This is a genomic window from Paenalcaligenes hominis (assembly GCF_041359055.1).
Taxonomy (GTDB): Bacteria; Pseudomonadota; Gammaproteobacteria; order Burkholderiales; family Burkholderiaceae_B; genus Paenalcaligenes; species Paenalcaligenes hominis_A.
Window position 1 is genome coordinate 41,518 of the sequence record NZ_JBGJKZ010000002.1, and the last position, 13,696, is coordinate 55,213.

The 13,696-nt window shown below is 45.0% G+C and carries 14 protein-coding genes; 13 read left to right on the forward strand and 1 reads right to left on the reverse strand.

Translation table 11 applies throughout. The features are described from left to right. Positions 1–126: 126 nt before the first annotated feature. A complete protein-coding gene (locus tag ACBP46_RS04040) occupies positions 127–1,047 on the reverse strand; it encodes a LysR family transcriptional regulator (protein ID WP_371015460.1) in 921 nt (306 codons plus the stop codon). A 304-nt stretch (positions 1,048–1,351) separates the two neighbouring features. Here ACBP46_RS04040 and ACBP46_RS04045 point away from each other — a divergent pair, with 304 nt between their 5' ends. The 13 genes from ACBP46_RS04045 (at position 1,352) to ACBP46_RS04105 (ending at position 13,692) form a co-directional block, all read left to right on the forward strand. Continuing rightward, a complete protein-coding gene (locus ACBP46_RS04045) occupies positions 1,352–2,497 on the forward strand; it encodes a muconate/chloromuconate family cycloisomerase (protein WP_371015461.1) in 1,146 nt (381 codons plus the stop codon). 55 nt (positions 2,498–2,552) lie between these two features. Then, entirely contained in the window at positions 2,553–3,491 is a 939-nt protein-coding gene (catA, locus tag ACBP46_RS04050) for a catechol 1,2-dioxygenase (protein ID WP_371015462.1), read from the forward strand. Positions 3,492–3,591: 100 nt separating this feature from the next. Next, positions 3,592–4,962, forward strand: coding sequence for a Rieske 2Fe-2S domain-containing protein (locus tag ACBP46_RS04055; RefSeq protein ID WP_371015463.1), 1,371 nt, complete (start codon positions 3,592–3,594; stop codon positions 4,960–4,962). Between the two features lie 3 nt (positions 4,963–4,965). Next, on the forward strand, positions 4,966–5,448 hold the full coding sequence (gene benB / locus ACBP46_RS04060) for a benzoate 1,2-dioxygenase small subunit (RefSeq protein WP_167661939.1): 483 nt from the start codon (positions 4,966–4,968) through the stop codon (positions 5,446–5,448). 20 nt (positions 5,449–5,468) lie between these two features. Further along, positions 5,469–6,476 (forward strand): benzoate 1,2-dioxygenase electron transfer component BenC, encoded by a 1,008-nt coding sequence (gene benC / locus ACBP46_RS04065; protein WP_371015464.1) that lies wholly within the window; start codon positions 5,469–5,471, stop codon positions 6,474–6,476. Positions 6,477–6,560: 84 nt separating this feature from the next. Then, a complete protein-coding gene (locus ACBP46_RS04070) occupies positions 6,561–7,325 on the forward strand; it encodes a 1,6-dihydroxycyclohexa-2,4-diene-1-carboxylate dehydrogenase (protein WP_371015465.1) in 765 nt (254 codons plus the stop codon). Positions 7,326–7,363: 38 nt separating this feature from the next. Further along, positions 7,364–8,698 (forward strand): MFS transporter, encoded by a 1,335-nt coding sequence (locus tag ACBP46_RS04075; protein ID WP_371015466.1) that lies wholly within the window; start codon positions 7,364–7,366, stop codon positions 8,696–8,698. Positions 8,699–8,711: 13 nt separating this feature from the next. Next, positions 8,712–9,401 (forward strand): 3-oxoacid CoA-transferase subunit A, encoded by a 690-nt coding sequence (locus tag ACBP46_RS04080; RefSeq protein WP_371015467.1) that lies wholly within the window; start codon positions 8,712–8,714, stop codon positions 9,399–9,401. A 22-nt stretch (positions 9,402–9,423) separates the two neighbouring features. Beyond that, on the forward strand, positions 9,424–10,068 hold the full coding sequence (locus ACBP46_RS04085; protein ID WP_371015468.1) for a 3-oxoacid CoA-transferase subunit B: 645 nt from the start codon (positions 9,424–9,426) through the stop codon (positions 10,066–10,068). Positions 10,069–10,107: 39 nt separating this feature from the next. After that, entirely contained in the window at positions 10,108–11,313 is a 1,206-nt protein-coding gene (gene pcaF, locus ACBP46_RS04090) for a 3-oxoadipyl-CoA thiolase (RefSeq protein ID WP_371015469.1), read from the forward strand. A 10-nt stretch (positions 11,314–11,323) separates the two neighbouring features. Next, positions 11,324–12,139: a 3-oxoadipate enol-lactonase gene (gene pcaD, locus ACBP46_RS04095; protein WP_371015470.1), complete on the forward strand. Its 816-nt coding sequence runs from the start codon at positions 11,324–11,326 to the stop codon at positions 12,137–12,139. A gap of 40 nt (positions 12,140–12,179) precedes the next feature. Next, positions 12,180–12,455, forward strand: a complete 276-nt coding sequence (catC, locus tag ACBP46_RS04100) for a muconolactone Delta-isomerase (protein ID WP_371015472.1) — start codon at positions 12,180–12,182, stop codon at positions 12,453–12,455. Positions 12,456–12,510: 55 nt separating this feature from the next. Further along, positions 12,511–13,692 (forward strand): benzoate/H(+) symporter BenE family transporter, encoded by a 1,182-nt coding sequence (locus ACBP46_RS04105; RefSeq protein ID WP_371015473.1) that lies wholly within the window; start codon positions 12,511–12,513, stop codon positions 13,690–13,692. Positions 13,693–13,696: the final 4 nt, after the last annotated feature.

Sequence of the window (13,696 nt, forward strand, 5' to 3'; positions counted from 1 at the left end):
CGCATCCATTTTCATCGTGCTTTGCTTAACTCGGCTCGATAAAGCATGCATATGGGTGGGAGTTGTCTAGTTATTCAAAATGAAACGCAGCCAAACATGCCATTAATAAAAAAGAGCAGAGTTACTTTAGGGGTTGATGCAGTTATCTGGGTGGTGAAGCTCAGGATGATCCTCATACATTTTATGTACCAAATGTTGCATGGCTTCGATATACCATGAGTTGTCTTTTTTGCGGTGACTGAAAATGATGGGGGAACTAACATCCTCGTCACGAATTAAGCGATAGGAAATGTCTTGACGGATTCGGGCAGCGGTAGGAATGACACAAAACCCTTCGCCGGCAGACACTAAACCTAAAGCGGTCTGCAAACTGAGAACCTCTTGAATATCAGCGGGATAGATGCGTTTATCGTGCAGTGCATTTAATACATAGTCCGCAAAGCTCGGCCGAGGCTGAGATGGGTAAGTGATTAAGGTCTGGTTGCTTAAAGCGCTTAGACAAATGGGTTCTGTTTGTAAAGCAAAAGGGCTGCTTGAATCCATCGCTAAGGCGAGCCGTTCTTCTCGAAGAGTGATTCTTGCAATAGCCGGGTCATGGACTCTGACACGGCCAAAACCAATATCAATGCGCCCTGATTTTAGAGCTTCAAGCTGCTCGGTAGATGTTAGCTCTAAAAACTGTAGCCGTATATTTGGGTACGTTTTTCTAAAGCTTTGAATCAAAATTGGCAGTCCGCCATATAAAGAAGAAGCAACAAAACCAATAGTCAGGCGCTGCTGATAGCTTTGGCCTAGGCGGCTGGTGGCTAACTGCATATGCTCAATACGCAACAGTATTTGTACACTTTGCTCGTAAAAAAGTCTTCCCGCTTCGGTTAGTTGTAAAGGGCGGCTATCGCGCTCAATAAGCTGGACCCCTAACGACTGCTCAAGCAACTGAATCTGCCGACTGAGTGGAGGTTGAGTTATGTGTAATTGTTCGGCGGCTAGGGTAAAACTACGGGCCTCTGCAACTGCGACAAAATAGCGAATTTGTTTTAGATCCATGGTGTCCAGAGTACTAGTTTAGTAATGGTTATTTTAATAAAAGAGCATGGGGCTATCTTTTGGCTGATGAGAATGCCGCATCAATATGATCCCTAATTAAAGCCTTTCTACTGCTAAAGCCGTGTCTAGGGAAAACCATATGTTTTTGCTTTATTCGTTTTTATCTTTTTGATTTTATTGCATTTTTTTCTGATTATACCTTATCTGAATAAAGCTAGGTAGAGAAGGTATTGGACGCTTAAACGCCCTGGTCTTTAAATAAAAAAACAGACAAAGACATATCTTTACAAAGGGTTTAGGTGAAATGGTAACAATCGATCGGGTGGAGACACTACTGCTAGATTTGCCCACTATTCGACCTCATCAGCTTTCTATGACCACCATGCAAGGTCAAACGTTGATGATTGTGCGCATCTATTGTTCGGATGGCTCGGTTGGAATAGGTGAAGGCACGACTATTGGAGGTCTTGCGTACGGGGCAGAGTCACCTGAAGGGATGAAGCTAGCTATTGATACGTATTTTTCTCCTTTACTACTTGGGCAGCGTGCCGATGATGTGTCTCAGTTAATGCAACGTTTACAGCTAGCTATAAGAGATAACCGTTTCGCAAAAAGTGCAGTGGAAACGGCTCTTTACGATGCACTAGGACATCGTCGCAACTTACCTGTATCTGAGCTATTAGGAGGACGTGTTTGTGATCGTTTACCTGTGGCTTGGACATTAGCTTCGGGTGATACAGCCAAAGATATTGATGAGGCTGAGGCAATGTTGTCTATGCGTCGCCATCGCATATTTAAATTAAAAATTGGTAAACGTACTGTAGCTGAAGATGTAGCGCATGTCGCAGCCATAAAAAAAGCATTGGGTGATCGTGGTGCTGTTCGTGTGGACATTAATATGGCTTGGAGTGAGCTAGATGCCCGATATGGCATTCCCGCCTTGGCTGATGTGGGATGTGAGCTCGTCGAGCAACCCGTAGCAAGCGCTGCAGCGTTAAAGCGTTTATCAGGAAAATATCCTATTGCTGTGATGGCGGACGAGTCCTTAGTAGGGCCAGAATCCGCTTTTGCCTTGGCACAAGCTGAGGCCGCTGATGTGTTTGCAATCAAAATTGAACAGTCAGGTGGGCTACGTGCGGCACAAAAAGTCGCTGCGATAGCAGAAGCTGCGCACATTGAACTTTATGGTGGAACCATGCTGGAAGGCAGTATAGGAACGGTTGCCTCAGCTCATGCTTTCTCCACCTTTCATGCTTTGGAATGGGGAACGGAGCTATTTGGTCCCTTGTTATTAACCGAAGATATCGTAACAACCCCTCTGCTTTATAAGGATTTTGAGCTTCAAGTTCCACAAGGAGCAGGGTTAGGCATTGCGCTAGATGAAGAGCGGGTGCAGTTTTTTAATCGAGAGCAGCGCAAAAAAAGCGTGAGTTTAGCAGCAGTCAATTAACAGGCTGTATGTGAAAAAGCCGTTTTTTGACTATTTACATTTAAAGGGAGACATCATGAGTGTAAAGCTTTTTGACACAGAAGAAGTCCAAAATTTTCTTAATTTAGCCTGTGGGTTGAGCTACGAGGGAGGTAATCCACGAGTTAAAGAAATTATTCACCGTATCGTCACTGATTTGTACAAAGCTATAGAAGACTTAAATATTACGCCAGATGAGTATTGGGCTGGTATTGCGTATTTAAATCGACTTGGTGAACGACAAGAGGCAGGTTTATTGTCACCTGGACTTGGCTTTGACCGCTATTTAGATATGCGTATGGATGCTGAGGATGAACAGTTAGGTGTGACAGGCGGTACGCCTCGAACCATCGAGGGTCCATTGTATGTAGTGGGTGCTCCCGTCGAGCATGGCTATGCCCGTCTGGATGATGGCAGTGATAAGGACGGTCATCCTCTTATTATGCATGGCACTGTGTATGGAGCAGATGGTCAGCCTCAGCCTGGAGCCAAAGTGGAAGTATGGCATTGCAATACCAAAGGCTTCTATTCTCACTTTGATCCGACAGGTGAACAAAAGCCTTTCAACATGCGCCGCACTATTATTGCCGATGATCAGGGACAGTATAAGTTTCGCAGTATTGTGCCAATGGGCTACGGTTGCCCACCTGATGGCCCCACACAAGAACTATTAAATAACCTAGGCCGTCACGGAAACCGTCCCGCGCATATCCATTTTTTTGTTACAGCAGATAACCATCGCAAATTAACTACGCAAATCAATATTGATGGCGATCCACTTGTTAATGATGACTTCGCTTATGCAACGCGTGAAGGGTTGGTGCCACCATTGACGGAGTGTACTGATGAGGCACGTATTAACGCAGAGGGCTTAGACGGTCCATTTGCTGAAATTCAGTTTGATATACATTTGACTCCTTTGGTTGACAGTAAAGACAACCAAATTGTAGATCGTCCTCGTTTAGTTGGTGCCTAACCCCACTGAGCCGTTTGTTTTTCACAATGGTTTGTGCTTGCTGCCGTACTACGGATTGATCGTAAGTAGGCACAAACTAACGTATTGGAAAGGATAAGTCATGGATAAGCTTTATGACGTTGAGCAGCTTTTAAATACAGCAATGCAGGTCGATGAACAAGCGGGTATTTACCGCTGTCGTCGTGATGTGTTCACAGACCCAGATCTCTTTGAGCTGGAAATGAAGTATTTATTTGAAGGTGGATGGGTATATTTGGCGCATGAAAGTCAAATCCCTGAAGTGAATGATTATTTCACGACCTATATTGGACGACAGCCGATTGTAATTACCCGAGGCCGGGATCAACAGCTTAATGCCTTAATAAATGCCTGTGCCCACCGTGGAGCAACATTGTGTCGTCGTAAACGGGGAAACCGAGGCAGCTTTACCTGTCCTTTCCATGGTTGGACATTTAGTAATACGGGTAAGTTGCTTAAAGTAAAAGACGAGAAAACCACCCAGTATCCAGAGCAGTTCAATACCAATGGTTCGCATGATTTAACTCGTGTCCCTCGTTTTGAAAGCTATAAAGGGTTTTTGTTTGGCAGTCTCAATCCTGACGTGCCCTCACTTGATGACTATCTCGGAGAGACAAAGGTGATTTTAGACCAGATTGCTGATCAGTCTCCTGAGGGCATTGAGGTCATTCGAGGTAGTTCAACCTACGTATATGACGGTAACTGGAAACTGCAAATGGAAAATGGTGCAGATGGCTATCACGTCAGTAGCGTGCACTGGAACTATTTAGCAACCATGGGACGTCGTAAAGAGGGTGGTACCCAAGCAGTAGATGCCCAAGGGTGGAGTAAGAGTGTCGGCGGTGTATACGGATTTGAAAATGGACATATTTTGTTATGGACCAATACGTTGAATCCAGAGGTGCGCCCAGTGCATCAGCAACGAGAAATGCTTGAGGAGCGACTTGGTGCACAGCGTGCTGAAATGATTATTAAGCAAACGCGAAATTTGTGTCTCTATCCAAATGTTTACATTATGGATCAGTTTTCCACACAAATACGTGTAACGCGTCCTATCAGCGTAGATAAAACAGAAGTCACTATTTATTGCTTTGGTCCCAAAAATGAAAGTGCAGAAAATCGTGCGATACGACTGCGCCAATATGAGGACTTCTTTAATGTGTCTGGAATGGGGACAGCAGACGATTTAGAGGAATTCCGTGCTTGCCAAGAAGGCTATAGCGCGCTTAATGCTCCCTGGAACGATTTAAGTCGTGGTGCGCCTTTGTGGGTTAAAGGGCCGGATGAGAATGCGAAGCAATTGGGGATTAACCCTTTACTCAGTGGGGAGCGCAGTGAGGACGAAGGCTTATTTGTGTGTCAGCACGAGTTTTGGCTCAGTGTAATGAAAAACGCATTAGAGCAAGAAAAAATTCAGTTAGAGCAAAAAGATCCGCAAGTGGTGGGGGTATAAATCATGGATTATCAAACGGTTTGCACTTTTTTGTATCGGGAAGCACGTTATTTAGATGATAGAGAGTGGGATGCTTGGTTAACGTGCTATGCAGAGGAGGCTGAGTACTGGATGCCGTGTTGGGACGATGATGATCAGCTCACAGAGGATCCTCAAAGCCAGGTGTCTTTAATTTATTACGCGAATCGCAATGGCTTAGAGGATCGTGTATTTCGTATTCAAACAGAACGGTCTAGTGCTTCCACGCCTGAGCCGCGCACAAATCATATGTTAAGCAATATAGAAATACTTGAAGCACGAGATGGCGAAGTGGATGTTCGTTATAACTTCCATACGCTTAGTCACCGTTATCGCTCTACAGATCATTACTTTGGCACAATTTATGTCACTTTAATGAAAAAGGATACTGACATAAAAATCAAAAAGAAAAAAATCGTCTTAAAAAATGATTATATCCGACAAGTGATCGATATCTATCATATCTAAGTAGTAAAGAGGAGAGCGAGATGAGCAGTTACCAAATTGCTTTAAATTTTGAGGACGGAGTGACTCGATTCATTGAGTGCGGATCGCAGGAAAAGGTATTAGATGCGGCTTACCGTCATCGAATTAACTTGCCTATGGACTGCTCAGATGGCGTATGTGGCACCTGTAAATGTCATGCTGAAAGTGGTGAGTATGAGCTGATTGATGACTACATTGATGAGGCATTAACTGAAACAGAAGCCCAAGAGGGGCTAGTGTTAACTTGTCAAATGATCCCGCACTCTGACTGTGTAATTCGAGTACCAGTTGATTCCAATATGTGTAAAACCGGTATCGAGGGTTTCACAGCATCTGTAACAGAAGTTTGTCGGTATGACGATGCTGCCTTTGAGTTAACCCTAGCTGTTAATGACAAGCAGCCGTCTTTTCTACCTGGACAGTATGTCAATATTACTGTTCCGGGTAGTGAGGAGCACCGTTCTTATTCGTTTAGTTCCGCGCCCGGAGAGCAGGCCATGAGCTTTCTGATTAAACATGTTCCTAACGGTTTAATGAGCGGGTGGCTAGAGCAAGCCAAACTAGGACAAGAGTTACAGGTAGTAGGGCCTTTGGGTAGTTTTTATTTGCGCTCTGTAACTCGTCCTTTATTGTTTTTAGCGGGTGGAACCGGTTTAGCGCCGTTCCTATCTATGCTAGAGGTTTTGGCACAAAAAGGATGCGCACAACCCATTCAAATGATTTACGGGGTGACACGAGAGCAAGACTTGGTTTTGGTTGAGCAGCTCGAAGCTTATGCTGAGCGTCTAGCTAATTTTTCTTTCATCACCACAGTCGTCGATCCTGAGTCCCAGCACCCACGTAAAGGTTATGTAACACATCACTTGGAGCCCACCATGCTGTATGAAGGCGATGTAGATGTGTATTTATGTGGCCCTCCCCCAATGGTTGATGCGGTCAGTGATTACATGCGTGAGCAAAATATGACGCCAGCGCAATTTTATTACGAACGTTTTATTCCTAGCGTATAACGCACCTCCTCAGCTTTGACATCACCTCCAATCAAAGTAGAAAGATTGTGATGAGGGCTGAGGTTTTATTTCTAAGAGGAAAACATGAATCAAGAGCGCTTTCGCAATAAAGTGGTATTGGTCACAGGAGCAGCTCAAGGTATCGGACGCAGAGTGGCAGAGCGATTAGAGCAAGAGGGCGCAACCCTTGTTCTGGTTGACCGCTCTGAGCTTGTGCATGAGTTGGCTAATGAGCAAGTCGTAACCTTAACTGCAGATTTAGAAACCTATGCGGGGGCAGAGAAAGCGGCCGACACTGCATTAACCCGCTTTGGACGTATTGATGTATTAATCAATAACGTTGGGGGAACGATTTGGGCGCGTCCTTTTGAGCATTATTCTCCTGAGCAAATAGAGAAAGAAATCCAACGTTCCTTGTTTCCAGCTTTATGGTGCTGCCGTGCAGTATTACCCACTATGTTGGCACAACAACAGGGTGCAATTGTGAACGTTTCATCAATTGCTACACGTAGTGTAAATCGTGTCCCCTATGGAGCAGCCAAAGGGGGGGTCAATGCGTTGACAGCCTGCTTAGCATTTGAGACAGCAGACCGAGGAGTACGAGTTAATGCTGTTGCCCCAGGGGGTACCGAAGCCCCTCCACGAAAAATTCCACGCAATACAGAACAACCAACAGCTCAAGAGCAAGAGTGGTATCAGCAAATTGTGGATCAAACTGTACAGAGCAGCTTGATGAAACGCTATGGCAGTTTAGATGAGCAAGCAGCAGCTATTTTGTTTTTAGCTTCAGATGAAGCGTCTTATATAACAGGAACTACCTTACCCGTTGGCGGAGGAGATCAGGGCTAACTGGGAAAGAGGTACCACATAAAAAAGAGAAATAGGGTATGAGAAAAATTGACATTAACGAAGTAATAGACCAAGCGAGTTTTAATCGTTTTCATTGGTCTGTTATATGGGTCTGTGCGTTGTTACTTATTTTCGATGGGTATGACCTTTTTATTTATGGTGTGGTTTTGCCCGTTTTGATGGATGAGTGGGGACTGACTCCTGTACAAGCCGGAGCATTAGGCAGTTATGCCTTATTTGGCATGATGTTTGGCGCGTTTATTTTTGGTCCACTTGCAGACCGAATTGGACGAAAAAAAGGGGTCATTATTTGTTTTGTAATTTTTAGCTTTGCGACTTTTTTTAACGGTTTTGCAACTAGCGTTACAGAGTTTGGCATTTATCGTTTTATAGCTGGCTTAGGATGTGGTGGCCTTATGCCAAATGCGGTGGCGTTAATGAATGAGTACTCGCCTCGTCGTTCACGCGGAACTCTGGTAGCGGTGATGTTTAGCGGTTACTCATTGGGTGGGGTGCTATCGGCGGGGATGGGTATTTACATGTTGCCTCGTTTTGGTTGGCAGTCTATGTTCTTTGCAGCAGCCGTACCTTTGCTTTTGTTACCACTACTTATGTGGAAACTGCCTGAGTCAGTCGGCTTTTTACTGCGCCAAAATAAAGAAGACACTGCGCGCTGTATGTTAACTAAAGTTAATCCTCATTTGGATTTAGCTAATGTTCAGCTAACTCAGCCAGTGCAGAAAGCGGCTACCGTGCCAGTATTAGATCTATTTAAAGATGGGCGCTTACTCGGTACGTTAATGATTTGGTTAGCTTTCTTTTGTTGCCTATTAATGGTTTATGCACTTGGGTCGTGGCTACCTAAATTGATGGCGAATGCAGGTTATAGCTTGGGTTCTAGCTTGTCTTTCTTATTAGCTTTGAATTTTGGCGGAATGTTTGGTGCCATTTTAGGTGGTTGGATGGGGGACCGATTTGGTCTACCTCGTGTTATGGCCTGGTTTTTTGTATTGTCGGCCGTCTCTATTGGTTTACTCGGCTTTAAGAGCCCCATGATAGCGCTTTATGGGTTAATTATCGTGGCGGGAGCGACCACCATCGGTACACAGATTCTCTTATATGCCAATGCGGCTCAATACTATCCATTAGCAATGCGTTCATCAGGTTTAGGCTGGGCCTCAGGTATTGGTCGCACGGGGGCAATTGTAGGACCTTTTTTAGGGGGGACCCTAATGGCCATGGCATTGCCGTTAAAAATGAATTTCTTGGCCTTTGCAATACCCGGAGTGATCGCTGCGCTAGCTATCGGTGTATTCATTATTTCAGTTCAACAGCAAGCTAAAGGGCAGCGGCTAACTGCAGTTGCAACCTAAGGAGTACGACACAGTGATTGATAAAACCGTAGCCAATGTGGCAGAAGCTTTAAAAGATGTACAAGATGGTGCCACGATTCTAATCGGAGGGTTTGGGACAGCAGGTATTCCAGAAGCACTCATTGAGGGGTTGATTGAGCAGGGGGCTACCGATCTAACTGTTGTTAATAACAATGCAGGAAATGGTGATCAAGGTTTAGCCGCTTTGTTGAAAATAGGACGGGTACGAAAAATTATTTGTAGCTTTCCTCGCCAAGTTGATTCGTATGTTTTTGACGAGTTATACCGTAGTGGGAAAATTGAACTCGAACTAGTCCCCCAAGGGAACTTAGCAGAACGGTTACGAGCAGCAGGAGCCGGAATAGGTGGGTTTTTTTGTCCCACTGGCTATGGCACCCAGTTGGCAAAAGATAAAGAAACCCGTTTTATTGATGGTCGTTGGTATGTGTATGAAACCCCTATTCATGGCGATGTAGCGTTAATTAAAGCGGAAGCGGGCGACCGTTGGGGAAATCTAACGTACCGTAAAGCGGCACGGAATTTTGGTCCTGTGATGGCAACAGCGGCTAAACAAACCATTGCTAGCGTGTACGAGTTGAAAGAATTAGGGGAGCTGGATCCCGAGAGCATCGTAACCCCTGGTATTTATGTGGAAAAGTTAGTGAAAGTTCCGCGAGTTGTAACACAAGCCGGCGGTTTTTGAGTCATTTGAAGGAGATGTAGTGATGAGTTTGTATCAACCCCGTACTCGTGATGAGTTAGCTGCTCGTGTTGCACAAGATATTCATAACGGTGCTTATGTCAATTTGGGGATTGGTATGCCAACAATGGTAGCCAATCATTTGCCCGATGGATTTGAGGTTGTTTTACACAGTGAAAACGGCATTTTAGGAATGGGGCCCGCTGCAGCAAAAGGAACAGAAGACTATGACCTAGTTAACGCAGGCAAACAACCTGTAACTCTGCTTTCAGGAGGTGCTTATTTTCATCATGCCGATAGCTTTGCCATGATGCGTGGAGGTCATTTAGACATTTGTGTTCTGGGAGCATTCCAAGTTTCAGCAAAAGGGGATTTGGCTAACTGGAGTACAGGCGAACCTGGAGCGATCCCAGCGGTAGGGGGCGCTATGGATTTAGCTATAGGGGCTAAACAAACTTGGGTCATGATGAGCCTGTTAACGCGTGATGGGAAAAGCAAGTTGGTGTCTGAGTGCACTTATCCGTTAACGGGAGTTGAGTGTGTGAAACGCGTGTACACAGACTTGGCCACATTTGCCTGCTCGCCAGAAGGGTTACATGTTATTGACCGAGTTTCTAATCTTACGCATGAAGAATTAGAGCGTTTAGTAGGAATGCCGTTGCATTCGTAAAAGAGATGATTCATACATGTGTAACTAATAGGAAAAAAGATGAGTGATTCTGTTTTTATTTGTGATGCTGTGCGTAGCCCTTTTGGTAGATATGGTGGCGGGCTTGCCCCTGTGCGTCCAGATGATCTAGCAGCGGCAGTCATTAAAGAGTTAGTACAGCGACAGAAACAACTCGATGTCAGCTTAGTAGATGATGTGATTTTAGGGTGTGCAAACCAAGCGGGTGAAGATAACCGAAATGTGGCCCGCATGGCGACACTATTAGCTGGACTACCTTTAAGCGTACCGGGCAGCACAATCAACCGTTTGTGTGGTTCGGGCTTAGACGCGATTGGAACTGCTGCGCGTGCAATTAAGTCGGGTGAAACGCAACTAATGATAGCGGGCGGAGTAGAAAGCATGAGTCGGGCTCCCTTTGTTATGCCTAAAGCGACTCAAGCTTTTACACGGCAAAATAGCATTGAAGACACGACAATTGGATGGCGCTTTATTAACCCCTTAATGCGCGACATGTATGGGGTAGATACTATGCCAGCGACTGCAGAAAATGTAGCGCAGCAGTTTGCAATTAGTCGAGAAGATCAAGACCTTTTTGCTTTAAGAAGTCAGAAAAACTATGCCGCAGCTCAGGCCAGAGGCTTTTTTCAGAGCGAAATAGTTCCTATTGAGGTAGCACAACGTAAAGGTGACCCGATCATTATTAGTGCAGATGAGCACCCCCGGGAAACCTCTTTAAATGCTTTGGCGCAACTTCGTCCAATTGTGCGTACTGACGGTAGCATCACAGCGGGTAATGCCAGTGGGGTAAATGATGGTGCTGGTGCTGTGCTTTTAGCTAATGAAAAAATAGCGCACCAGTTTAATTTAACGCCTAAAGCCCGTGTTATAGCGATGGCTACATCGGGTGTTGAGCCTCGAATCATGGGAATTGGTCCTGTATCAGCAACGAAAAAAGTATTGGAAATTGCTGGTTTAACCCTTGATCAGATGGATGTGATTGAGCTTAATGAGGCTTTTGCAGCCCAAGCGTTAGCTGTAACCCGAGAGTTAGGCTTAGAGGATGATGATTTACGTGTGAATCCTAACGGAGGCGCAATTGCTATAGGTCATCCTTTAGGAGCAAGTGGTGCAAGGTTAGTGGCAACGGCGATAAACCAATTGCAGCACAATCAAGGCAGATATGCTCTCTGTACTATGTGCATAGGTGTAGGTCAAGGTATTGCGCTCGTGCTTGAGCGTGTCTAGGAGTAAAAAAATGAACCAACTTCCTTTTCAGCTGGATACGGCTCGAGGTGTATTCAGAGTCATGGTGGAAGGAGATGCGCACGCGCCAACGTTATTATTAAGTAACTCGCTTGGGACCACTTTAGAGATGTGGGATCCCCAAATTAACGCGTTAACAAAGCAGTTTCGGGTTGTTCGTTACGATACCCGTGGGCATGGAGGAAGTGATATTACCCCCGGCCCTTATAGTTTTGAGCAGTTAGGGCTTGATGCTCTTGCTGTTTTAGATGCTTTGCAGATTGAAAAAGCAAGTTTTTGTGGCGTGTCCATGGGTGGACATACGGGGCTTTGGTTAGGTATCCATGCTGCAGAGCGTTTTGAAGCCATTGTTGTATCTAACAGCGCAGCAAAAATAGGCACTGAAAAAGGGTGGGAAGAGCGTGCTGCGCTTTTAAGACAGGGCGGCCAACAATCGATGCAGGAGCTTGCACAAACAGCGCCTGAGCGTTGGTTTACCCCTCAATACATTCAGCATCATGCTGCTACTGTGCAAGAGGCTCAAGCGCAATTAGCACAGCAAAAAGCAGAAGGGTACGCTGCCTGTTGTGATGCTCTGGCGCAGTCTGACCTACGAACCGATTTACATCGTATCGCAATACCGACTTTATTTATTGCTGGTTTATTTGATCCAGTTACTACGGTTGAAGATGCAAAAAACATGCAAGCGGCCGTAATAGGGTCTGAACTAGTTGTTTTGGATGCTTCACATCTTTCAAATATTGAAGTGCCTCAAGCTTTTACTGATGGCTTGGTGTATTTCCTAAACTCTGTGCTGAACCTAGCATAGGGAAGTGAATCTTCTCGATTTTTTTCAAGGATAGAACTCCATGTTATTTCTGGTACATATGATTGTCGATATTCCTAAAGATTTGCCACAAGATGAAGTGCAAAGGATTGTGGCTAAAGAAAAGGCGTATTCCCAAGACTTGCAACGAACAGGTAAATGGCCTCATTTATGGCGTGTGGTTGGTGAGTATGCGAATTACAGTATTTTTGAAGCGGAAAGCAATGATGAGTTGCATGACATGCTAAGTCAGTTACCTTTATTTCCTTATATGACGATTAAAGTAACTCCACTGGCTAAACACCCTTCCGCAATCTAGTTACAGGCGCTCTGTAACTTTTTACGCTCAACATCTACTATAAAAAGGGGGCGGGATGCGAGACTGGTCCGTCACAGCATGGATGACAGGTTTTCTAGCTGTGCTTATTTCTTATAGTGGCCCTTTGGTTATATTTATTCAGGCGGCACAGGCTGGTGGGATGTCAGCAGAGATGTTGAGCTCTTGGATTTGGGCTATTTCTATCGGTGCGGGCATTAGCGGTATTGTTTTAAGTCTATGGTTACGCGCACCCATAATTACAGCGTGGTCGGCACCCGGTACTGCTTTATTACTGAATTTATTTCCTGCTATTTCGATGGCTGAAGTGGTTGGCGCGTATTTAAGTGCCGCGGTGATCACGACAGTCATTGGACTCAGTGGGTATTTTGAGCGAATTGTTCAATTTATTCCGCGTGGCATTGCGGCTGCAATGATGGCTGGTATTTTGCTGCAATTTGGGCTAGAGGCATTTGCTGCGATGAAAGAGCTGCCCTCCGTCGTTTTACTGATGTTTATTGTGTATTTACTAAGTCGACGGCTACTTCCAAGTTTTAGCATTATTTTAGTGGCCTTAACGGGTTTTGCCAGTGTCTATTTTTTAGGCAGTACTGAAATTGCTCCAATTCATTTGTCGCTAGCTACGCCAATTTTTACTTGGCCTGAGTTTAGCATGGCGGCCTTCTTTAGTTTTACTGTACCGTTAGTTGTAGTAAGTCTAACGGGGCAATTTTTGCCAGGCTTGGTAGTGATGCGGTTGGCCGGCTATGAGTCATCATCGCGTGCCATTGTTAGTGTGACAAGTCTGGTGTCAATCGGAGTGGCTTTTTTTGGTGGGATTTCAATCGTGTTGGCGGCAATTACCGCAGCATTATGTACAGGCAAAGAAACCCACAAAGATCCAAACAAGCGTTACGTAGCAGGTATAGCAAATGGCGTCTTTTATTTAATAGGCGGCACTATTTCAGGCACATTGGTTCTGTTGTTCGGTGTTATTCCTTCTGCTGTGATTGCCGCTTTAGCTGGCTTAGCGCTTATTGGTGCCATCCTATCAAATATCAAATTACTTAGTGCTGATTCTGCCTATGTAGAGCCAGCAGTGATTACTTTTTTAGTCACCGCTTCTAACATGAGTTTAGGTGGTATGGGGTCTGCTTTTTGGGGCATTGTGTTTGGGATGGTTTCCTATTGGGTATTAGGCCAAAAAGCTGAAAAAAAAGTTAACCCCTCTTCTTCATAGCAGG

Coding starts and splice junctions, on each gene's coding strand:
- ACBP46_RS04045 (WP_371015461.1), top strand. CDS start 1,352: ATGGTAACAATCGATCGGGTGGAGACACTACTGCTAGATTTGCCCACT.
- pcaD (WP_371015470.1), top strand. CDS start 11,324: ATGAACCAACTTCCTTTTCAGCTGGATACGGCTCGAGGTGTATTCAGA.
- ACBP46_RS04075 (WP_371015466.1), top strand. CDS start 7,364: ATGAGAAAAATTGACATTAACGAAGTAATAGACCAAGCGAGTTTTAAT.
- benC (WP_371015464.1), top strand. CDS start 5,469: ATGAGCAGTTACCAAATTGCTTTAAATTTTGAGGACGGAGTGACTCGA.
- ACBP46_RS04105 (WP_371015473.1), top strand. CDS start 12,511: ATGCGAGACTGGTCCGTCACAGCATGGATGACAGGTTTTCTAGCTGTG.
- catA (WP_371015462.1), top strand. CDS start 2,553: ATGAGTGTAAAGCTTTTTGACACAGAAGAAGTCCAAAATTTTCTTAAT.
- catC (WP_371015472.1), top strand. CDS start 12,180: ATGTTATTTCTGGTACATATGATTGTCGATATTCCTAAAGATTTGCCA.
- ACBP46_RS04040 (WP_371015460.1), bottom strand. CDS start 1,047: ATGGATCTAAAACAAATTCGCTATTTTGTCGCAGTTGCAGAGGCCCGT.
- ACBP46_RS04055 (WP_371015463.1), top strand. CDS start 3,592: ATGGATAAGCTTTATGACGTTGAGCAGCTTTTAAATACAGCAATGCAG.
- ACBP46_RS04070 (WP_371015465.1), top strand. CDS start 6,561: ATGAATCAAGAGCGCTTTCGCAATAAAGTGGTATTGGTCACAGGAGCA.
- pcaF (WP_371015469.1), top strand. CDS start 10,108: ATGAGTGATTCTGTTTTTATTTGTGATGCTGTGCGTAGCCCTTTTGGT.
- benB (WP_167661939.1), top strand. CDS start 4,966: ATGGATTATCAAACGGTTTGCACTTTTTTGTATCGGGAAGCACGTTAT.
- ACBP46_RS04085 (WP_371015468.1), top strand. CDS start 9,424: ATGAGTTTGTATCAACCCCGTACTCGTGATGAGTTAGCTGCTCGTGTT.